This is a genomic window from Paraglaciecola chathamensis S18K6 (assembly GCA_000314955.1).
Taxonomy (GTDB): domain Bacteria; phylum Pseudomonadota; class Gammaproteobacteria; order Enterobacterales; family Alteromonadaceae; genus Paraglaciecola; species Paraglaciecola chathamensis.
In genome coordinates this window covers 303,526-325,107 of sequence record BAEM01000033.1, presented here as the reverse complement: position 1 = coordinate 325,107, position 21,582 = coordinate 303,526, and the positions used below count along the sequence as shown (strand labels likewise).

Below are 21,582 nucleotides of genomic sequence, written 5' to 3'. Positions count from 1 at the left end.
GCAGCCGCACGTGAATATCCCAACGCGTCACAGTGATGTCATTCAATCCGTTCGTACTTGGTTGAGTGACATCATTATCGGACATAATTTCTGCCCTTTTGCAAAACGCGAATTCGAGCGAGACACAATTGCTTATACCGTAAGCGACGTACACTCCTTAAAAGATGCCACTGAGTTGTTTTTGAGTGAATTGCAAAAACTAGAGCAAGACACACAAATAGAAACCAGCCTGATTATATTCAGTTGTGCGTTTACCGACTTTGATGATTACTTAGACTTGGTTGAGATGAGCCAAGTGCTCATCGACAAAAGCGGATATGGTGGGCAATTTCAGCTAGCGAGCTTTCATCCAGATTATTATTTTGAAGGTGAGCCTATTGAGGATTTATCCCACTTTACCAATAGAGCTCCCTATCCGATTTTACATCTTTTAAGGGAGCAAAGCGTCGAACGGGTACTAAAAACCTACCCTGATCCTGAGAATATTCCGCAGCGAAATATCGATAAGGCGCGCCAATTAGGCTCTGAGTACTGGCAGCGCGTTATGCAACAACTAATACCATTCCACTTTAATAAGTGATCACTCAGCGAGAGTTTAAAAGGGCTTAAACAAGGCGCATGACTGAATGAATAGTTGTTCTCTTTCGAAGTCATGCAAAGCAGTGTAAGCCCTTTTAAAACTCGCCTGAAAGGAATGCCCCAGCAGCTTTTGCTCTGCGTTCTCACTATTCGAAAGGGAACAACCATTACTTCATAGCGACGCCTTAATCAAAAACCGCTGGACGCATTCTGAGGGGGCACTTATTAATGTGGATTGGTATAAGCTCTCCTCACAGCAAAACTTAGCGCCTTCTACCGTCAAACAGCGCAGACAGTGTGCCCTATTTATTTAGGGGACTCTCCTTCGTCTATGGGATATGAGCGAATTGGTTGTTCTGCCTCTTCTTGTGCTTTCTCAAGTAAAAAATCAGCTAAATTTTTATTTAGTTGTTCAGCATTGAACTTAGGGATCTTATAAATCCAGTTGGCCCAGTAATCCGCCGGAGTCGCATTGCTAATACGCAGGTAAGCACTGTCTTGTTGCTGCGCAAGCTCAATACGAAATGCGTGACCATAAGCAGTACTAACATCAACCACAACCATAGGTTCCAATGTTTCCCACTCAAGCGATGATAGGGGTAAAAGTTGTTCGAAATGTAGTCCTGCTATATTAAGTGCAATGGCATCTAATACACCAGCGTATTTCAGTTCTTGATTCTGACCTCTTCCAGTTAAGACAAAGGCCTCATTTGGCTCCATTCTTACGATTTGCCATGTATCACCATCAATACGAGAAATACTAGACAAGTCTGTTTCGTCGAAGGGTAAAATAGGTTGCTGCAACCATTCACTGTTGGTCATAGGTAAATCGATCGTACGATCGCTCAACCATGCTTGAGTTTGCTTAGGTTGACGTAAATAACTTTTATTTCCTATGGATGAGTGGTTTCCCACTAAGATCTGCCACGATTTGCCATTACCTCCAAGAGTAACCAAGGTGGCCAAACTGTCATTAGCGGAAATATCTTGCAAACCAAGATGATGATAATTGCTCTTCTTGTTTGTTTTAGGCTCAGTCAGTTCTGCTTGTGCTAATGCATTGACTAAGTTGGCAAGCTTTTCACGTTCTACCGGAAACATTTCTATTTGCGTGCCGTCATCGGTGTAAACTTCTGTCTGCCAACGATCACCATCGCGCCTGGCATTCAATAAAATCCCAGTTGCATTGGTCAAGGTAACCCGATCAACCGAAGCAGCACTGTCACTCAACGAAGGAAGCGCTACCTGAGCGCTATCTTGTGTGTTTAGGTTACTTTGCAATAACCAATATCCGGCCCCACATGCCAATATTGTTAATACTATCAGAACAACTAAAGAGCGATTCATGCTTGACCTTCCTTAGCAACCGAAAACGATTTATTGGGATTGTAACGACTGCGCAATAAGCGCCTTGCGCCCATAAGCAGCAGCACAAGTAGCAATGGGGCGATAACAATATTGACAAACTTAATAAGGTTACCCAAATTTTCGATATCTTTATCTAATTGATGGCGCACTTCTCGTAACGACTTACGTATTTGAATTTTCTGTTCCATAAAGTCATCAATGGCTTTTTGTTGTTGAGGTGAAATTACCAACGCGCCTCCTTCTCCCTGCTGTTCTTGCAACTGAGTCAGTTGCGATTCGGTCTCATCCAATTGTTGCTGCAGTATTTTTTCTTGTTCTCGGAATTTCTGCTCAGCAACGAGTTTCAGTTGCTCAACTTCATCGAATGGGCGAGCAAACGTACCGCGACTTCGAATACTAATTAATGCATTGCTACCCGCGAGGTTTTCCACTGCGTTGGTGACAAAGTCTCCGTTATTTGCAAACGGCGTGGTGATTGTCTGGCCGAAAAATGAAGATTGTTGTACCCAAAAACGATCAGAGAGTAAGTCTGTATCCCCTACCAAAATAACATTCATATCTTTCGTTCGTTGTTCGAAGGTTTCACGTTGAATACCTTCTGGCGGCTGCTCAAACGCCGACTTAACATTTCCCGTTAACCGTGTGGCGAGCACATATTGCTTGCTGTCGCTTTTATAAGCTTGACTAAGTGCAAGTGGCTCACGTGTTTGCGCATATTGCGCACTATCGATAAGGTCTGAACTTTCCGTTGAATGAATAAGATTTGTCCAGCGCAGTCCTGACTTAGCGCTTTTCTTGAAAACCCCGAAAGACGCACCATTAATCAAATCTAAGTTAGATGTCGTTACATCTTTTGCGTTAAGTTCATTTGAAGAAAAGCCCACAAAACCAAAGTGTCTCGCTACATCGCCAGTTTGCGTGCGCACATCTAAGCCTGCATAGGCATCAAGTAATACTTCTTGCGGCTGGAAGTCGACACCCCAGGCATCAAACAGACGTGCCAAGTTAGAGCTATTTGCCCTCATTCCGGCACCCGCTAACATGCTCATCTGATCCGATTCATTGTGCGGATCAACAAAAATTAACGCCCTTCCACCCTGCATTACGTACTGATCAATGGAAAACAACAGCTCTTCACTGAGGTTTTTCGGGTGTGCAACGACAAGTACATCCGTTCCTTTGGGTAGTTCAGTGGCATCGCTGGCAATTTTATCCACTACATATAATTGCTGTAACTGCGTGTAGAAGGTCCACGGCTGCTCAAATTCCCCTGTCATAGGATTTTGCCCGCCGCCTACTGGTAAGTCAGTCAACAGCGTTACTTTGACTTGTTTAGGATTGACCAACTGATAAATTAATTTGCTGATTTCATATTCTAAAAATCTTTCTTGTTGAGGGTCAAAAAACGCGATGACTTGCTGATCATCTAATGCATTTGTTGCGCCTAGCCCCAAATAAACGGCCTCACCTGCGGTTCCTATATTGGCAGCGGTTAAGCCAAACTGATCAGCTTTATCTTCTTTTTCAGAAAAAGGTTCAGGGTCAAGTATATGAAGCTTAATCTTACCATTCGAACGCTCAGCGTATTCCTCCAGCAAACTTTGTACCCTCGCAGCATAGTTGCGTAAAGTGGTCATATTTTTTGCGGCTTTATCGGAAAAGAAAAAGTACAAATTTAGCGGTTCATCAATTTCCGTTAAGATTTGCTGGCTTCCTTGTGACAGTGAATAAACCTTGTTTTCGGTCAAATCAACACGATAAGCGCTGAGTAATTGATTGTTGAGTAACACCAGAGCGCAAAACAATACTGCGATAAATAGCATACTTAACCAGGTTGTAAATCGAGTAGACATGGTTAATCCGCCTTCTTTTGTTCAATAATAAGCAGACCGGCATACAACCAAGCTGCGGTTACAATTAAAAAATACCCAACATCATTTAGTGCGATCACGCCTTTTGCCATGGCCTCAAAATGGGTCAAAAAGCTAAAAGAAGCCACCGTATCGAGGAGTAACGTCGGCGCCCATCCCTTAAACGCATCGAGCACGATAGAGCTACCACTGACCACAAAAACAAAACACACCACGATGGCGAGAATAAACGCAATAATTTGATTTTTCGACAATGCAGACATGCACATACCTATAGCGAGAAACGCGCCGGCCATCAACCAACTGCCCAAATAAGCGGCAACGATAATACCGTTGTCAGGCTGGCCGAGGTAATTCACCGTCAACCATAGAGGAAATGTCAGCATTAATGCTAAACCTAATACGCTCCAAGCAGCGAAAAACTTACCTAACATTGCCTGCCACGTGCTCACAGGAAGTGTCATTAATAATTCGATACTGCCACTTTTACGTTCCTCAGCCCAACTGCGCATAGCAATAGCAGGCACTAGGAATAAATATAACCAAGGATGAAAGTTAAAAAACGCCAGTAAATCGGCTTGACCCCGTTCATAGAACCCTCCGATAAAAAAAGCGAATACTGAAGACAAGACCAAAAAAATCCCGATAAATACGTAGGCTACGGGAGAGGCGAAATAGCCTGCAAACTCACGTTTAAATAAAATAAAAATATGCGCCACAACTAAGCAACCTCTGTTGTTAAATCTCTAAAGACTTGATCTAAACGTCCTTGCTCGATAAACAAGGTGTCTACCGGCAATTTAGCCCGTTGAACATGAGCGGTTATCTCGTGCAGTATATGTTGTCCCGGCTCTGGGAAGAGAGTCACATGGCCGGTTTTTTGCTCGACTTCCATTTCTGCAACCCCGTCCAATTCAGCTAAACCAGAAATATCAGCTAAGTAACTCAAATGGATCGTAACCGCTTGATAATAGCGAGAGCGTTGTTGCAAGCTTAACGGTGTGTCATCAAATAACAGCTTGCCTTTAGCGATGATCATCACCCGATTACAGACAGCAGTTACTTCTTCTAAAATATGCGTAGAAATAATGACAATCTTGTCTTTGGCTAACTGGGTGATTAATTCGCGCACCTGATGTTTTTGATTCGGATCGAGTCCGTCGGTAGGTTCATCCAATATCAATATATCTGGATCGTGAATAAGCGCTTGGGCTAGTCCTACGCGGCGTTTAAAGCCCTTTGATAAGTTTTCAATCGGTCTATTGACCACTTCTTGCAACTCTATTTTTTGAATAACATCTCTGATACGTTGCTCTTTTTCATTGCCCCTAAAACCACGTACTTCAGCGATAAATTTCAAAAATTGATAGGTTGTCATATCTCCGTAGGCAGGCGCACCTTCAGGCAAATAGCCGATTCTTTCTTGGATACTTTTCGCGTGCTGACTGATGGGCATGTCAAACACAGTTATATCACCCTGACTTGGCTGCAAGAAGCCAGTGAGCATTTTCATTGTGGTGGATTTACCAGCACCGTTTGGCCCTAAGAAACCAACAATGTCACCTGGCTTAACATCAAAATTTAGATCTTCAACCGCAGAAAAATCGCCAAACGTTTTCGACAGATTCTTAACAGATATCATAGTCTTCCTATTATGACCAAAAGATAGCGTGATAAAGATATAGCGTTCTCTGGTCTGTTTCAACGCTTGCGCCGTAGAGAAACACGGATCGAACACAGTTAATTTTGTATTCTCTAAAATCCGACACATTGAACGGTAAAATATTCAGCAATTTGGAATGAAATTAATCGTTAACTCACGAAATTTCTTGGCAAAACGGCGCGCTTACCTTATTGTCTCGCAATATGAGCATGGCAAAATCACTTCTACATACAGCCGACTTACATATTCATAGTCGCTACTCAATTTTCAAACGAATCGTTAACCTGATCATTGTGATCGTAATGGTATTGTTATTTGTTAATCTTTGGTTTGTAGATAACGATAACGCTCAGAACTGGCAACAAAAACAGCGTACACAATTAGGCAATAGCTTAGGGCTGATCAGTAGCGAGATTATTGCTCAACCTTTAATCGATAACGACACGACACGAATTGAGCAATTACTTACGATTGTAATGAACGACCCACATGTTGAAGCCGTTGCTGTGTACGATCAGTACGGACAGCAAGTTGCCCAACAAGGCACGCTAAACACAATCGTCGAAAAATACCTAGACGATCAACACGATACCCCACTTGTTTTCGTTAAAGACATACGCGTAGAGAAACAGATTTATGGCTATGTTCGTTTGTTACTGAATGAACAAAGTGTCATGGCGTTACACAGTGAATATCAGAGTCAGTTACGTCAGCAAACGCAAGTATTAGGTATGTTAGCCGCACTGGCAGCCCTGCTAATCACACGTGTTTTCTATAAAGTCCGTTACCGTCGTTACGTACATCCCAATGACGTAGAGAAAAGAAATCAATAAATTAGGTTTTGATATTCACTAAGATACCGAAGGTATTTTGCCAACAGGCTTGTTTCACAACTTCGGCAGGCTCCCAGCGCAATGCCTGAAGTGCTTGTAAAATAATCGGTAAATAAACCGGACTATTGCGTTGCCCTTGCTTGTTATTAATAGGCATATCAGGGGCATCGGTTTCCAAAACGAGACTCGTGAGCGGCACTTTGGCAACGACCTCCCGGGTCTTTTTCGCTCTAGGGTAAGTAATGATGCCTCCAACCCCTAATTTAAACCCAAGATCGATATAGGTTTGCGCCTCTTGATAACTGCCAGAAAACGCATGAATGATACCGCCGTTGTCAAAGCGTTTCTCTTTTAACAATCGGATTAAAGCGTTATGCGAGCGCCTGTGGTGCACAATAATAGGAAGATCATGCTGCTGAGCTAAGCGTATTTGTTCAGTAAATACCTGCTCTTGCAAATCACTATCGATCGACAAGCTGAAATCCAGCCCAATCTCACCCACCGCAACAACTTGCCCTTGTTGCTGTGTTAAGAGTTCGTCTAGCTGCTGTAAGTGAGATTCACAATAATCATCTAAGAAATAGGGGTGCAAGCCTAACGCGAAATTGAGCCGTCCAGAGCTATTGCATAGAGAGATAAGATTGTCCCATGCATTCGCCTGAGTGCCTGGGATCACAAAAGTGCTCACGCCGCGTTCAGTACACGTTTGAAGTACTTGCTCGCGATCAGAGTCGAAAGCAGAGAAATCTAAGTGACAGTGACTATCAATCACGAACGGCAATCCGCTATGGCATCAATCGTTGAACGGACCAATCTGCACTGTTTTCACGGCTAAATACAAATCGGTCGTGCAAACGATGATCGCCCCCCTGCCAAAATTCGATTTCTTGAGGGGCAACCTTAAAGCCTCCCCAAAACTCAGGGGCTGGAATATCTTTATTTGAAAAGGTATTTTTTGTCTCTTCAAATCGCGCAAGCAGTGCTTCACGGCTATCGATTGGTTGGCTTTGTTTTGAAGTCCATGCAGCGAGTTGACTGGATATAGGCCGAGATGAAAAATATTTTTGCACCTCATCTCGCGGTACAAGCGAAGCGGTTCCCCGCACATGCACTTGACGCTCTAAAATATGCCAAGGGAAATGCAAGGAAACCTTGTTATTGGTCATTAAATCTTGCGCTTTGCGGCTTCCCAAGTTGGTGTAAAAAACAAAGCCACCATCAATAACATCTTTCAATAGCACGATGCGCTGCGAGGGCTGGCCTAGGTCATCTACCGATGCAACTGTCATCGCAGTGGGATCAGGCAAACCCGCCTCAACCGCATCTCCCATCCACTGGTTAAACTGTGAATAGGGGTCGCTAAGCAGGGATTCTTCAGTAAGGTGCCCTTGACTATATTCGCGTCTTATCTGACTTAATGGCTGCATGATTAACTCCCTCAAAAACACATTTTAATAACGTTGTGAATTTGTAAGTACTAGGTACTTACAGGAAAGACGGATTAGTTGTCTTGGCCATACCCTAAACTACGTAGTGCACGCTCATCATCTGCCCAACCTGACTTCACTTTGACCCAAAGCTCTAAAAATACCTTGTTGTCGAATAGGTTTTCCATGTCTTTTCTGGCTTCAGCACCGATAGTTTTCAAGCGTTGACCTGCTTTACCAATTACCATGCTTTTTTGGCTATCGCGCTCAACTAAGATTAAGCCATTGATACGGTAAACCCCATTATCAGCCATCATAAATTGTTCTATTTCTACGGTAATAGAATAGGGTAATTCATCACCCGTAAAGCGCATCAATTTTTCACGAATGATCTCGGCTGCCATAAATCGACTGGAACGGTCAGTAATATAATCTTCTGGAAAATAAAACTCACTTTCAGGCAATGATTCATTCACCATCTCTCGTAATTCATTGACGTTCTTACCGTTTCTAGCAGAAATAGGCATGATCTTATCGAAGGCGTGTTGTTCACCTAACCACTTTAAGTGCGGTAGCAAAATCTCTTTGTCTTTCACATTGTCAGATTTGTTGACGATCAACCAACAAGGCACGTTGCTCTGCATCACCTTGTTCAACACCATTTGATCATCATCATTCCATTTAGTGCCCTCAACAACAAACAACACTAAACCTACATCAGCAATGGAGCTCGACGCTGCGCGGTTCATAAAACGATTAATGGCGCGCTTTTCTTCAATGTGCAAACCAGGAGTGTCTACATAGATAGCTTGGCGATTTTCCTCGGTATCAATGCCCATAATGCGATGACGCGTAGTTTGTGGTTTGCGCGACGTGATACTTACTTTTTGCCCAAGAAGCGCATTCAGTAAGGTTGATTTACCAACATTTGGACGGCCAACGATGGCAATCATTCCACAATAAGTGATATCAGACATTTTTTAGATTCTCGAGTGCTTGCTTTGCTGTACGCTGCTCTGCGCGGCGTCTACTTTTACCACGACCTATGATGGGCGAATTCAGCCCTGCTACCGTACACTTTACGGTAAATGTTTGGTCGTGAGATTTGCCGCTAATATCAATGACTTCATATTCAGGTAAAGGCAACTGACGGCCTTGTAAATATTCCTGTAATCTGGTTTTGTCATCTTTGGGCGTTGCATCTGGGTTAAGCGCCTCTATACGCTTAGCAAACCAAGCTAAGATTAAGGGTTCACAGCCTTGCATACCCACTTCTTGGTATATAGCACCTATGATCGCTTCTACTGCGTCAGCTAATATTGAGTCACGTCGATGCCCGCCACTTTTCAGCTCACCAGGCCCGAGCAACAGCAAATCACCTAAAGCGAATTCTCTCGCCACCTCGGCAAGTGTATCGCCTTTTACCAGGCTAGAACGCATTCGGGTTAGATTGCCTTCTGGCTGCTTAGGAAAACGCTCAAAAAGTGCCTTTGCGATAACCAGCCCAAGCACAGCATCCCCCAAAAACTCTAGGCGTTCATTGTGGTTAGCACCAACACTTCTATGGGTTAATGCAATGGTAAGGTTATTAGGATCCTGAAACTCGTAACCGAGCTTTTTATATAAAGGTTTGTAAGGGTCAATCAACTGCATCTAAATAATGCTACCTACTCGATTAAAGCGCACACCTGTGGGTATCCAGCTTGGCACCCAACTGCTTGGTGCACGGTCAAACTCAAAGCTGATCCAAATCGCTACCGCTTTACCTACTAAGTTCGCATCCGGTACAAAGCCCCAAAAACGTCCGTCAAGGCTATTATCACGGTTATCACCCATCATAAAGTATTGCCCTTGTGGAACAATCCACTCATCAGCTTGGGTACCCGGTTGCTGATAATAATCTTGGGTGCGGTTCAAATTGCTCGGTAAACGGAAGATGTTATGGGTCACGTCACCCAGTTTTTCTTGGTATTTTTCTAACGGTACAAAGTTTTGATACGCCTCTCCGCGATCGACAAAATTAAGCTCAACAGGTTCAATCGCTGGACAATCTTTTCCAGTGTCGCAGGCAGGTTTAACAAACAATTGCTTATTGCGATAAATAACCGTATCACCTGGCAGACCAATTACCCGCTTGATGTAATCTTGGCTAGGATTTTTAGGGTACTTGAACACGGCAACATCACCACGCTCTGGCGTGCCTGTATCCCAAAACTTACTTCTGAAAACCGGGTCTTTAACCCCATACGCGTACTTCTCAACGAGAATGAAATCCCCCACTAACAAGGTTGGCATCATCGAACCCGACGGGATTTGAAAGGGCTCATATAAAAATGAGCGCAATACCAATACGAACGCAATAACCGGGAAAATCTGCTGAGCGGTATCCACTAGCCAAGGCAAGGTTTGCTCTTGTGGGTCGCCAGTCACTGCCGTACCGTCTTTTGCCACCACAGCACGTTCTTTACGTTTTGGGGCGAACATTAACGAATCAGCAAGCCAAATAAGACCGGATGCGAGAGTCAATACCACCAAGAACAAAGAGAAATAATTTGCCATTTACTTACCTACCTTGAGCAGAGCAAGGAATGCTTCTTGTGGAAGCTCAACGTTACCAACTGACTTCATGCGCTTCTTGCCCTCTTTTTGCTTCTGAAGAAGCTTCTTTTTACGACTCACATCGCCACCATAACACTTGGCGATAACGTTCTTACGTAACTGTTTAATCGTACTACGCGCAACAATCTGGTTGCCAATAGCGGCTTGAATCGCAATATCAAACATTTGACGCGGTATTAACTCGCGAAGTTTCTCTACCAGCTCGCGCCCTCGAGTTTGCGCGTTGTCTTTGTGTGTAATCATGGCTAACGCATCAACGCGTTCTCCATTGATTAAGATATCAAGTCTAGACATTTCAGCTGTTTGGAAGTGTTTGAAATTGTAATCAAGTGATGCAAAACCACGACTGGTTGATTTTAATTTATCAAAGAAGTCCATCACCACTTCAGCCATCGGTAATTCGTAAGTCACTGCTACTTGCTTACCGTGGTAGGTCATATTGGTCTGTACGCCACGTTTATCGACGCATAAGGTAATAACGCTACCTAGATACTCTTGAGGCACAAGTATGTGCGCTTCAACAATCGGCTCATGAATTTCATCAATTGAGTTTACCGGAGGCAATTTAGAAGGGTTATCGACGTATAATGTTTCACCATCAGTGGTAATTACTTCGTAGACCACAGTCGGCGCAGTGGTGATCAAATCAAGATCATACTCGCGCTCTAAACGCTCCTGAATAATTTCCATGTGCAACATGCCTAAGAAACCAATTCGGAAACCAAAGCCTAGTGCAGATGAGCTTTCAGGTTCAAAAAACAGCGAAGCATCATTCAAGCTTAGTTTAGACAGAGCATCACGAAAGTCTTCATAGTCATCAGAACTAATTGGGAAAAGCCCCGCATAAACCTGAGGTTTCACCTTTTTAAAGCCAGGGAGTGCTTCCTCAGCAGGCGTGCGCGCAAGCGTGATCGTATCCCCCACTGGCGCACCATGAATTTCTTTAATGCCAGCAATCATAAAGCCAACTTCGCCAGCACGTAAAACGCCAGTATCAGTTGCTTTAGGGGTAAAGATACCGACCTTATCAGCCTGATGAACCACACCAGTAGACATAATCTTAATTTTATCGTTTTTACGTAGTTCACCTTCAACGATACGCACCAAGGAGACAACACCTTGGTAGTTGTCAAACCAAGAGTCTACGATCAGTGCTTTAAGCGGTGCATCCACGTCACCTTCTGGGGGCGGAATTTGACGCACAATCACTTCTAATACATCTTCGATACCAATGCCTGTTTTCGCAGAGCAGCGCACTGCATCCACAGCATCAATACCAACGATATCTTCAATCTCTTCTGCTACGCGGTCTGGCTCAGCTTGAGGCAAATCGATTTTATTTAAAATCGGTACCACTTCCATATTCAAATCAATGGCGGTATAGCAATTCGCTAACGTTTGCGCTTCAACACCTTGGCCGGCATCAACTACTAATAAAGCACCTTCACATGCTGCTAATGAGCGCGAAACTTCATAGGAGAAATCTACGTGTCCAGGTGTATCGATGAAATTTAATTGATAAGTTTCGCCATCTTTAGCTTTGTAATTGAGTGTGACACTCTGAGCTTTGATCGTAATGCCGCGTTCACGCTCAATATCCATTGAGTCAAGAACTTGAGCCGACATTTCACGTTCAGTTAGACCACCACAGTGCTGAATTAAGCGATCTGAAAGTGTGGACTTACCATGGTCAATATGGGCGATGATCGAGAAGTTACGTATGTGCTTGTGTTGCATAGACTTTTGAAATGTACCTAGTACGTTTTGTCTGCCCTAAGCGTAATTTTGCAAGCAGCAGATATGTGCTCAAGGAAATTAGGGGAACAAATAAAATTAAATAGACGCGGATTTTACAATTTTATCAGCCAATTTGCGATAAAGAACTCAACAGATATGCATAATTAATGCTCTAAATAAGATTTAGGGCTGAATGATGTTTACATCAATGCAATCAACTTGAGTTTTCAAGCTAGGCAATACGGCCAAAAGATGGGGCTCGAACTGTTCACGGCTGTGAGCAGCGATATAGCGTTTCACTCCCAAAAAACTCAAAAAGGCTGCCAGAAGCGATGACAGTATCACCCACCCTTCCCCTTCGATTGCGTAGTTTGACAGCAATAAAGTGGTTACTGTGGCGACAATTAGCATAGTTATTAGTGGTAGCATATAAACAAGCAGTGAAGCGCGAAGTAACATAGATTCAGCAATGCCAAGCTTTACATCTTGACCCACTTCGACTTTTTCATCGCAGGCCATCCATAATGCATCACGTTTATTTGCCAGTGCTCTGGCAATCACGCCGGTGCCGCAATTGTCTTTTGCATGGCAACTACCACACGTCGATTTAACCTCAGTGGCAATTCTAATAAATTGCCCACTTTGACGTTTCTGCACCTCGATGACAGTGCCTATTTCTTCAATCATATTAATTGGCTAAATGTATCGAGCTGGCAATACGATTCGCTGTTTCCGGTGGTAACTTACCCACCACGGTAACGTTGAGCGTCCCCTTATTTAAGGTGAGCAAGGTATCTGATTCATGACGCAGCAAAATATCTTGATTTATTCCATCATTTTGACTGTCGCGCATGTATATGGATACGTCCACCAGGCCGTCACTTAACATGACGTATTCAACGGATTGTCCAGTAATAGGCAATCGGTGTATATCTCGTTTCACTTCGACCATACCAATAGGCATATAGTCGATATCCCATATGGCTTTCGTATCGGATTGCGGTCTCAGTTTTAATACTTCAGGCAGCATGGCAGGCTCAATCTTTTCAAAAAAATCATCAGGCTGCTCTGTTACGTGACATGCGGTAACTTGAATTTGTTCAAGTAGCTGGCCGTTCAAATCAACCAAGTTCATTTTCAGCATCAAGCCTGTTTCTTGATCGAGCCACACATTCATACCAAATCTAGATTTGTCTTTACTGACGATACGAATTTGTTGCGCAGCTCGTCCAGATACGCGGCTTCGACCGACCATCACAAAATCATAACTGTCTTTTATCTCGTCCGGCTGCTGGAAAAACTCACTGGGGAAAGGGCCATTAATAACGCTAGATTGCAAACTATACGGCGGTACGTTGGGCTCAAAATAGCTCACTTTATTTTCAATTCTCACCACTTCTCTGCCTGGGCCATTGAGCAAATTAAGTTGCTCCATTTGCACCCCTTCAGAGGTCACACCGTGACGCCACAAGTATGGCTGAGAATCGACACCCGGCTTAAGCAGCACAAATGAAATACTATAATTTAAATGACTATGAGCGTATGCCATTTTTTCGAGCCAGCCGTGAGCGCTATCAGAGGGAAACGCTTTCACGGGCTGAGTATGCGATGAGGACGGCGGGTCAACAGTAACCCTATCTTGGCTATCGCTAACTGATTGGCCGATGGTGGAAAAAGATAAAAGCATTAGACAAGCAAGCGTAACCTGTCCAATGCATTTAGAAAATTTATTATTGCGGGATACGTTCAACGTTGTTTGACTGCTCAGTCTCATATAGCTCTACTTCAGATTCGTCATCGGCCGGTGCGGCTTTAAACCGTAATTGCTGTTTATGATCATTCAAGTAGGCGTTAATTACTCTGCGCTGTTCAGAGGCATCCGCTCTAGGTAACGTGCGCGTCTGCTCTAGGCTGACGGGCGATAAGCCACCTTGAATGCCCAACAATGCTGGAGCTGAATTAAATGGCTGCTCTACATCAGTCTGATTATACTGCTGTACACCAATAATCATTGCTACTGCCACTGAAGCAGCAATGGCCATTTGCCCACCTTGTTTCGCAAAGGGTACCACAGAACCAACCAAAGGTAGATCGCGCCACGTTTTCTTTGGTGCAAGAATAGCCGGTTCAGATGCTAATGCTGCGGCTACGTTAGCAGCAATATCAATATTAATCTGTGATGCCATTTCTTTACGTAAACCATCACGAATTAGGTGATAGCTTTGCCATTTATCGGCAAGCTCTGCATCATTTTTTATTGCATCTAGTAATTGCTCGTCGTGTAACTCACCATCAACTAGGGCAGACAAATTTTCAATCTTTTGCGTCATATAACAAGCTTCCTGAATATACGCTTAAATAAACCGTCACTTGAAATAAAAATCTATCTCAAATTAACTTGTAACTGCAACATATCAATATGACATTGATATAACAGTTACCGTTTACCTTTGCTAGCGTTGCAGCAAAGGCTGAATAACCTTATCCAAGGCTTCACGAGCTCTGAATATCCGTGAACGAACCGTCCCTACAGGACAATCCATCACGTTGGCAATCTCTTCGTAACTTAACCCTTCTAATTCCCGCAGGCTTATCGCCATGCGTAAATCTTCGGGTAATTTATCCATCGTATCAAACAGCAACTTTTCCATTTGATCCGACATTAAACTTTTTTCTGGCGAATTATTTTCTTTTAAGGCATCGCTACCATCGTAAAAATCCGCGTCTTCTGCGTCTACATCACTCGCAGGGGGCTTTCTACCTTGCGACACCAAATAATTTTTAGCACTGTTTACGGCTATGCGATATAACCAAGTGTAAAATGCGCTATCGCCCCTAAAATTAGGTAATGCACGGTAAGCTTTAATAAAGGCTTCTTGTGCTACGTCAGCAACGTCTCCGGAGTTTTTCACATATCGTGAAACCAAATACGACACCTTGTGTTGGTACTTCACTACCAACAAACCAAATGCGTCTTTATCTCCTCGCTGCACTTTTTCAACTATCTGTTGATCTGTTAACTGCTCGCTCATTCGAGCCGATACTCCTGCTACAAATATTATTTTGGCTCATGCAAGCACTATAATGGACCATGCCATGTGCAATAAGTTCGTTTTGTAAGAATTTTTTTCGAAATAAATTCGAAACATCATTTTGTTACTGTGGGTGAATAAGGACTATTCCAACTCAATACCATTGTATTTTTTACTACATTAATTAGTATTGCCACCCTCTATTGGCATTATTGGTGTAGTTTACCCTATGCACTCCACTGTTGAACATCGTTGTGACGTACTAATTATAGGCAGCGGCGCTGCCGGACTTAGCCTAGCATTGAAATTGGCCGAGCATTGCCAAATCATCGTTTTAAGTAAAAGTAGTTTAGCGGAAGGCTCTACGCGTTACGCTCAAGGTGGCATTGCGGCTGTATTTGATGAAGATGACTCTATCGAATCCCACGTTAAAGACACGCTAGATGCAGGAGCAGGCTTATGTGATGAGCAAGCCGTGCATTTTACCGCCTCTCGTGCCAGGTCATGCATGCAATGGTTAATTGACTTCGGAATGCCCTTCGACCAACTGACAAACGCTCATGACGGCGAGCAAAAATATCACTTAACTCGTGAAGGGGGTCACAGCCACCGACGAATTTTGCACGCAGCTGATGCAACGGGTGAAGCCGTGCAAGTCACTCTAATTGAAGCCGTTAAGCAGCATCCTAATATTCATATATTTGAGCGCTACAATGCAGTTGACCTGATCAAGAGCAAAAGTGAGCCTAATCAATTATTGGGCGCTTATGTATGGAACCGCAAACATGAGCATGTGGAAGTCATACGCAGTAAGTTCACTGCGTTAGCAACAGGCGGCGCCAGTAAAGTGTATCAATATACCTCTAACCCTGATGTATCCAGTGGTGATGGTATTGCTATGGCTTGGCGTGCAGGTTGTAGCGTGGCCAATATGGAATTCAATCAGTTTCACCCGACATGTTTGTTCCACCCTGAAGCACGTAATTTTCTAATCAGCGAAGCATTGCGTGGTGAAGGTGCATTTTTATGTCACGCCGATGGCACACCTTTCATGCAAAAATTTGATGAGCGCGGCGACTTAGCCCCAAGAGACATAGTAGCGCGCGCCATTGATTATGAAATGAAGCGACTGGGTGCCGATTGCATGTATTTAGATATCAGCCATAAACCAGCTGATTTTATCAAAAAGCATTTCCCTAACATCTATCGTAAGTGTCGAGCGCTGGGCATCGACATCACAAGGCAACCCATCCCTGTTGTACCGGCTGCTCATTATAGTTGTGGCGGTGTGGTAACAGATTTCAATGCCAAAACAGACATAGATAACCTTTACGCCCTAGGTGAAGTCGCTTATACCGGCCTGCATGGGGCAAATCGCATGGCCAGTAACTCTTTGCTTGAGTGTATCGTATTCGCCCATTCAGCAGCAGATCATATCATTGAGCGCTTATCTGATAATGATTCAAATGAAGACATTCAACCTTGGGATGAATCTCAAGTTGGCGATTCTGACGAAGAAGTCATTATTCAACACAACTGGCATGAACTACGTCTGTTTATGTGGGATTACGTTGGCATCGTTCGCACCGACAAACGGTTAGCCCGTGCCCAACATCGAATTGAGTTATTAAAACAAGAAGTAGAGGAATATTATTCCTACTTCAGAGTCAGTAATAACTTATTGGAGTTACGTAACTTGCTGACCGTCGCTGAACTCATCGTTAAATGTGCCCAGCAACGTAAAGAGAGCCGCGGATTACACTACAACCTAGACTACCCTGACCTACTCGAAAACCCGAGCCCATCCGTTATCCCTGGGAAAGTCACTAAGTAGACTAAAGCGCGATTAACTCCCCGCTTAGGTGGGGGATGCTTTTACCGTCATGTTTTCCCTTACTGGTAAGGGAAAACACTCTTCTTGCCGCTAATTTTTGCTGAGTCGTTTCAGTGCTATTTTCACACATTGAAAACTGCACATCACTTGGCAACATAGCAGGTTTAATAAACTGTACTTGGGTGTTAAATGACTGCTCAAAAACCTGTGGGGCGATGCGCTCAAGGGCTGATAAACATCGAGACTTTGACCACATCCCGTGTGCAATAGCCTGATTGAAACCAAATAACTTAGCACTGAGTCCTGTTAAATGAATCGGATTATAATCACCAGAAGCCCGTGCATACTTTCGCCCCAAGCCCTCCCCTAAATACCAGGATTCTTGGCGCTGTCCTTCACATTGACACTCAGTTTGTGCTTTAAGTGATGCAGAATTTGCTGACTGCTCAGACGCGCTTAGAGTCGCATCTCGATATAAATTCGTACTCACTGACGACCAACACAACGCTTCATTTACCCTTACATCAGTAGCAATCGAAAAGACCACCCCTTTAGGGTGCACGCTCATTTCCTTAAAATAACTATGAAATACGCAGGCTTCGTCAGCGCGTATCGGGCGATACTGAGTTATTTCATTGTGAATGTGCACCAAACCCAATAATGAAAAAGGAAACTCTTTTTCTAGCATTAACATCATATGTAATGGAAAACTCATCACATGTAAGTAACACGGATGGAGAAACGTGCCCTGCCAGTGCGTAACTCGGTGGAATCGCTCGACCTTTTCTTTCGAAAAATAGCCTAAGTTTGCTGGCGTAAATAAAAGCGACTTTTGAGGCAGGCGTTCAAAAGTCGGAGGAAACTGAGCCCGATTATCCCGTTTGAGCGCCGCCCTAAACATGATAGACGCAAAGCTGGGTAATGAGTTAACTGCGGTTATCATAAAACAGGCTCTACGTTTGAGATATACTAGAACGCTGTTGGCTGGCTAAAATACAGCGGCACAAACGACGATAATCTCTTTCACTTACACTGTCTTTGAATATCCAGCACCAACGCACAGATGAAGTCCTAGGTTGTGTGCGCTGCAATAGCGGAATCAGTTGAACCCACAGCAAACCATCAAGCATTTTCGACTCCTCTCCTACCCACCAATTAGCTTCCTCTCGCCCATCAAGAAAATTCCATTCCCCTTGATAGCTAACTTGCACAACCCACGCTGAGCGATCAATTTTGCGCCACTTTTTTGTGCAATAAAAACTGATAGCTAACCACACGGCGATTTGCAATAACAATTGATAACGCACTACATTTGGCTGCCAAGCAAATACACTGGCGCTTAATACCAGATAAGCGATGCAGCAAATGTATATTTGCCATCGCGATGGTTTCACTTCAATTCTATACTTTGACACGACTTAAAATGTGGTCAATGATGCGTTTGTACTGCGCATTATGACACGGTTGATGGCCCATAAACCATGCATACAAATCGGGATCATCGCATGTGAGCAGGCTTTCAAAAGTCAATTTATCTGCTTCAGATAAATCATTGAACCCTTCTTCTACAAACGGCATAAAGATAACATCTAATTCTAACATTCCGCGTCGGCATGCCCATTTCAAACGCGCATATCTTTGTTTAGTAAACATGGATCATCCTATTGTAATTATTCTCGTGCAGCTTAACATAATTTACACTGCATAATCCCTATCAGAAGTGCGATTGCTTTCTCAATATTTGCCCTTGGTAATTAACATTTTAACCTCATATCAATTAGCAATTAGCCAAACGAACAGAGAAAAACTTGTGATTAACACTATCGATACCGCGGACACACTTCCCGCTGATTTCATTTGTCGATTAGACGACTTGCAAATACTGAAGGTGAGTGGTGAAGAGCGCATTAAATACTTGCAAGGCCAAGTAACAGCCGATATGACATCTCTAAGCTCAAATGAAGGGTTATTAGGTTGTCACTGCGACTTCAAAGGCAAAGCATGGAACATTTTTTATGCACTGGAGCATGACGAGTCTGTTCTTTTCGTTAGCCATAAAGAAGGGGCCGCGAAATCGACTCCAGAACTTAAGAAGTACGGCGTGTTTGCAAAGGTTGAATTTAGTGATGACACTACATCATGGGCCTGCTTTGGCGGGCAAGGCGCACAACTAGAGGCCGTTATCACACAATTGTTTGCTGATGTGCCGGCTAAAGACCGACAAACCCTTAGCAACGAAAATGGTGTTGTGATGGCACTAGGTTCACCACAGATGCGCTTTATGCTGGTTCTAACAGAACAAGGTCAAGCAGCGTTAGCCGCACATGACGAATTGCAATATGCGCCCGGTACGCTGTGGGAAGTGCAAGATATTAAAGCCGGTATAGCCCAGCTGCGCACGGCCACCAGCAATGAATTTGTTCCACAAATGATGAATTTGCAAGCAGTCAACGCCATTAGCTTTAGCAAAGGTTGCTACATGGGCCAAGAAGTGGTTGCGCGTACCAAATTCTTAGGTAAGAACAAACGTGCAGCTTTTGTTCTTAAAGCAGAAGAAGCTGTCGACCTAGAAGCAGGCGCTACACTTGAAATACCGGTCGGTGATAACTGGCGAAGAGGCGGTACTATACTTCGCTGTGCAACGCTTGGCACAGAAACCTGGTTACTCGCCGTCGTCGCAAATGATACAGAGGTAGGCACGAACATGCGTTTGAAAGACCAACCGAATAAGGTATTTACCGTGCAATCTTTGCCATATTCATTAGAATAATAGGCGAATACTTAATTTTCAATCGGTGAATATCTCATGTATTCACCACCAATTTTTATGGGTACCCAATGAATATAACCACCAACACAGTCGTTACCATGCATTTCACCGTAAGTGCACCTGATGGCACACAAATCGACTCATCAAGAGAAGCAGAGCCTATGGTGTTTTTGCAAGGCAGCCACTACCTGATCCAAGGATTAGAAGATCATTTGGAAGGCAAAGCCGTTGGTGAGAAATTTGTGATCGATATCGAGCCTGAGCAAGCCTATGGTGAGCGTCACGATACCCTAGTGCAAGAAGTGCCTCGCTCTATGTTTGAAGGTATGGAAATTGAACCTGGTATGACGTTTAGAGCAACCACTGATGAAGGTGAACAATCAGTGATGATCCTAGACGTTGACGACGAAACGGTTGTCGTCGATGGCAACCATCCTCTGTCAGGGTTAACACTGACTTTTGATGTAGAAGTATTAGAAGTGCGTGCTGCCACCGAAGAAGAGATCGCTCATGGCCATCCACACACTGGTGAAGGATGCGGGCACACTCACTAATACCCTGTGAATGTACTGTTCGGGTTAAAGCCCGAAAACAAAAACGAGGCCATATGGCCTCGTTTTTAGATGAGAAATAGTTTATTTTCTATCAAACTGCGTCTTCGTTTTCTTCCCCAGTACGAATACGGATCACTCGCTCAACCTCATACACGAATATTTTGCCGTCACCGATTTTTCCGGTTTGGGCGGTTTTCATAATCGCTTCTATTGCTAGCTCTACTTGACCGTCAGGGATCACGACCTCTAATTTCATCTTTGGTAAAAAGTCTACATTGTACTCTGCACCGCGATATAATTCGGTGTGACCTTTTTGACGACCAAAGCCTTTGACTTCAGTTACTGTCATGCCACTTACGCCGACTTCGGCAAGTGCTTCTCGCACATCATCCATTTTAAACGGCTTAATAATCGCTTCGATTTTCTTCACTTTTCTTCTCTCCAGATGGTGTGCTTAATCATAAATGGTTGGAATGGGTACACGCTTATGTTGCGTCTTTTTATAAATTTCCAATAGGCGCTCAGTCACTTGCTGCGACACAGGCTTCCCTTCAAGAAAATCGTCAATGTCATCATAACTCATTCCTAGTGCTTGCTCGTCAGCTTTTTGAGGGCTAAGGCTTTCAAGATCAGCGGTTGGGGGTTTATTCACCACATTTTCAGGGGCCCCAAGATAACTCGCTACCTGTCTAACTTGACGTTTATTCAAACCAAACAATGGCGCTAAATCACAGGCGCCGTCACCATATTTAGTATAAAAACCCGTAATATTTTCTGCGGAATGGTCAGTGCCTAGTACTAAACCGTCAAGCATGCCGGCAATTTCATACTGCACAATCATGCGCGTTCTGGCTTTCACATTACCTTTAACAAAATCGCGCTTGTTGTCACTATTCGGTAGAAGCCCTGCAGCACTTAAAGCAGACGTTGCTTGATCATCAATCGCGTCTACGCCAGGTTGCACATTGACAGAAATTGACTGGCTCGGCTGAATAAAGTTAATCGACAATTGCGCATCCTCTTCATCCGCTTGTACTTTATAAGGCAAACGTACCGCCACAAACTGATAATCAGATGTTGACTGTGAATTCAATTGATTCACTGCTATTTGCGCCATTCGGCCTAAGGTGCAGGAATCTATTCCACCACTAATTCCTAACACTAGGGTTTTTAATCCAGACGCGAGTAACTGAGACTTAATAAAGTTAACTCGAGTCTCTACCTCACTTTCTACATCTATTTGCGGTTTCACGCGCATTTCGTCAATCACCGCTTGCTTGTGCATTTATCTCTCA

24 protein-coding genes are annotated in these 21,582 nt (G+C 43.7%); 5 read left to right on the top strand and 19 right to left on the bottom strand.

Features of this window, described 5'->3' with window-relative positions:
* The first annotated feature begins 10 nt into the window (after positions 1-10).
* Positions 11-580: a DUF1415 domain-containing protein gene (locus GCHA_RS12495; protein ID WP_007988719.1), complete on the top strand. Its 570-nt coding sequence runs from the start codon at positions 11-13 to the stop codon at positions 578-580.
* Positions 581-885: 305 nt separating this feature from the next.
* Here GCHA_RS12495 and GCHA_RS12490 read toward each other — a convergent pair whose 3' ends face one another.
* From GCHA_RS12490 to GCHA_RS12475, 4 genes are read right to left on the bottom strand one after another with little or no spacing between them, the layout of a single operon-like run.
* Positions 886-1,926: a DUF4340 domain-containing protein gene (locus GCHA_RS12490; protein WP_007988717.1), complete on the bottom strand. Its 1,041-nt coding sequence runs from the start codon at positions 1,924-1,926 to the stop codon at positions 886-888.
* Positions 1,923-3,800: a GldG family protein gene (locus GCHA_RS12485; protein ID WP_007988715.1), complete on the bottom strand. Its 1,878-nt coding sequence runs from the start codon at positions 3,798-3,800 to the stop codon at positions 1,923-1,925. Before GCHA_RS12485 ends, GCHA_RS12490 begins: the two co-directional genes overlap by 4 nt.
* Positions 3,801-3,802: 2 nt before the next feature.
* Positions 3,803-4,537: an ABC transporter permease gene (locus GCHA_RS12480; protein ID WP_007988713.1), complete on the bottom strand. Its 735-nt coding sequence runs from the start codon at positions 4,535-4,537 to the stop codon at positions 3,803-3,805.
* A 2-nt stretch (positions 4,538-4,539) separates the two neighbouring features.
* The gene (locus tag GCHA_RS12475) at positions 4,540-5,460 is read right to left on the bottom strand and encodes an ABC transporter ATP-binding protein (protein WP_007988711.1); all 921 of its coding nucleotides are present in this window, start codon (positions 5,458-5,460) and stop codon (positions 4,540-4,542) included.
* A 230-nt stretch (positions 5,461-5,690) separates the two neighbouring features.
* Here GCHA_RS12475 and GCHA_RS12470 point away from each other — a divergent pair, with 230 nt between their 5' ends.
* Complete coding sequence (locus GCHA_RS12470; protein ID WP_226992070.1) at positions 5,691-6,314, top strand: AhpA/YtjB family protein; 624 nt, start codon at positions 5,691-5,693, stop codon at positions 6,312-6,314.
* Between the two features lies 1 nt (position 6,315).
* Here the strand turns inward: GCHA_RS12470 and GCHA_RS12465 are convergent, their stop codons facing one another.
* From GCHA_RS12465 to rpoE, 10 genes are all read right to left on the bottom strand, one after another.
* Positions 6,316-7,086: a TatD family hydrolase gene (locus GCHA_RS12465; protein ID WP_007988706.1), complete on the bottom strand. Its 771-nt coding sequence runs from the start codon at positions 7,084-7,086 to the stop codon at positions 6,316-6,318.
* 13 nt (positions 7,087-7,099) lie between these two features.
* On the bottom strand, positions 7,100-7,741 hold the full coding sequence (gene pdxH / locus GCHA_RS12460; RefSeq protein WP_007988704.1) for a pyridoxamine 5'-phosphate oxidase: 642 nt from the start codon (positions 7,739-7,741) through the stop codon (positions 7,100-7,102).
* Between the two features lie 74 nt (positions 7,742-7,815).
* Positions 7,816-8,718 (bottom strand): GTPase Era, encoded by a 903-nt coding sequence (gene era, locus GCHA_RS12455; protein WP_007988703.1) that lies wholly within the window; start codon positions 8,716-8,718, stop codon positions 7,816-7,818.
* Positions 8,711-9,394 (bottom strand): ribonuclease III, encoded by a 684-nt coding sequence (gene rnc, locus GCHA_RS12450; protein ID WP_007988701.1) that lies wholly within the window; start codon positions 9,392-9,394, stop codon positions 8,711-8,713. The genes era and rnc overlap by 8 nt, the downstream gene beginning before the upstream one ends.
* Positions 9,395-10,300 (bottom strand): signal peptidase I, encoded by a 906-nt coding sequence (lepB, locus tag GCHA_RS12445; RefSeq protein ID WP_007988699.1) that lies wholly within the window; start codon positions 10,298-10,300, stop codon positions 9,395-9,397.
* Entirely contained in the window at positions 10,301-12,097 is a 1,797-nt protein-coding gene (gene lepA, locus GCHA_RS12440) for a translation elongation factor 4 (protein ID WP_007988697.1), read from the bottom strand.
* 183 nt (positions 12,098-12,280) lie between these two features.
* On the bottom strand, positions 12,281-12,784 hold the full coding sequence (locus tag GCHA_RS12435) for a SoxR reducing system RseC family protein (protein WP_007988695.1): 504 nt from the start codon (positions 12,782-12,784) through the stop codon (positions 12,281-12,283).
* Position 12,785: 1 nt separating this feature from the next.
* A complete protein-coding gene (locus GCHA_RS12430; RefSeq protein ID WP_008304328.1) occupies positions 12,786-13,784 on the bottom strand; it encodes a MucB/RseB C-terminal domain-containing protein in 999 nt (332 codons plus the stop codon).
* 43 nt (positions 13,785-13,827) lie between these two features.
* The gene (locus GCHA_RS12425) at positions 13,828-14,427 is read right to left on the bottom strand and encodes a sigma-E factor negative regulatory protein (protein ID WP_007988684.1); all 600 of its coding nucleotides are present in this window, start codon (positions 14,425-14,427) and stop codon (positions 13,828-13,830) included.
* 123 nt (positions 14,428-14,550) lie between these two features.
* Positions 14,551-15,129 (bottom strand): RNA polymerase sigma factor RpoE, encoded by a 579-nt coding sequence (rpoE, locus tag GCHA_RS12420; RefSeq protein ID WP_006993139.1) that lies wholly within the window; start codon positions 15,127-15,129, stop codon positions 14,551-14,553.
* Positions 15,130-15,358: 229 nt separating this feature from the next.
* Between rpoE and nadB the strand changes: the two genes are divergently transcribed.
* On the top strand, positions 15,359-16,963 hold the full coding sequence (gene nadB, locus GCHA_RS12415) for an L-aspartate oxidase (RefSeq protein WP_007988679.1): 1,605 nt from the start codon (positions 15,359-15,361) through the stop codon (positions 16,961-16,963).
* Position 16,964: 1 nt separating this feature from the next.
* Here nadB and GCHA_RS12410 read toward each other — a convergent pair whose 3' ends face one another.
* The 3 genes from GCHA_RS12410 to GCHA_RS12400 are packed head-to-tail and all read right to left on the bottom strand — an operon-like array spanning position 16,965 to position 18,616.
* Entirely contained in the window at positions 16,965-17,906 is a 942-nt protein-coding gene (locus GCHA_RS12410) for a MaoC/PaaZ C-terminal domain-containing protein (protein ID WP_039992397.1), read from the bottom strand.
* A gap of 10 nt (positions 17,907-17,916) precedes the next feature.
* The gene (locus GCHA_RS23045; RefSeq protein WP_039992395.1) at positions 17,917-18,357 is read right to left on the bottom strand and encodes a protein YgfX; all 441 of its coding nucleotides are present in this window, start codon (positions 18,355-18,357) and stop codon (positions 17,917-17,919) included.
* A 7-nt stretch (positions 18,358-18,364) separates the two neighbouring features.
* A complete protein-coding gene (locus tag GCHA_RS12400; protein ID WP_013753180.1) occupies positions 18,365-18,616 on the bottom strand; it encodes an FAD assembly factor SdhE in 252 nt (83 codons plus the stop codon).
* 157 nt (positions 18,617-18,773) lie between these two features.
* Here GCHA_RS12400 and ygfZ point away from each other — a divergent pair, with 157 nt between their 5' ends.
* Positions 18,774-19,733: a tRNA-modifying protein YgfZ gene (gene ygfZ, locus GCHA_RS12395; protein ID WP_272998184.1), complete on the top strand. Its 960-nt coding sequence runs from the start codon at positions 18,774-18,776 to the stop codon at positions 19,731-19,733.
* A 68-nt stretch (positions 19,734-19,801) separates the two neighbouring features.
* Positions 19,802-20,287 carry an FKBP-type peptidyl-prolyl cis-trans isomerase gene (locus tag GCHA_RS12390; RefSeq protein ID WP_007988667.1) on the top strand — a complete coding sequence of 162 codons (486 nt, stop codon included), beginning with the start codon at positions 19,802-19,804 and terminating at the stop codon, positions 20,285-20,287.
* A gap of 91 nt (positions 20,288-20,378) precedes the next feature.
* Here GCHA_RS12390 and glnB read toward each other — a convergent pair whose 3' ends face one another.
* On the bottom strand, positions 20,379-20,717 hold the full coding sequence (gene glnB / locus GCHA_RS12385; protein ID WP_007988665.1) for a nitrogen regulatory protein P-II: 339 nt from the start codon (positions 20,715-20,717) through the stop codon (positions 20,379-20,381).
* A 24-nt stretch (positions 20,718-20,741) separates the two neighbouring features.
* Complete coding sequence (nadE, locus tag GCHA_RS12380; RefSeq protein WP_007988663.1) at positions 20,742-21,572, bottom strand: NAD(+) synthase; 831 nt, start codon at positions 21,570-21,572, stop codon at positions 20,742-20,744.
* Positions 21,573-21,582 lie beyond the last annotated feature (10 nt).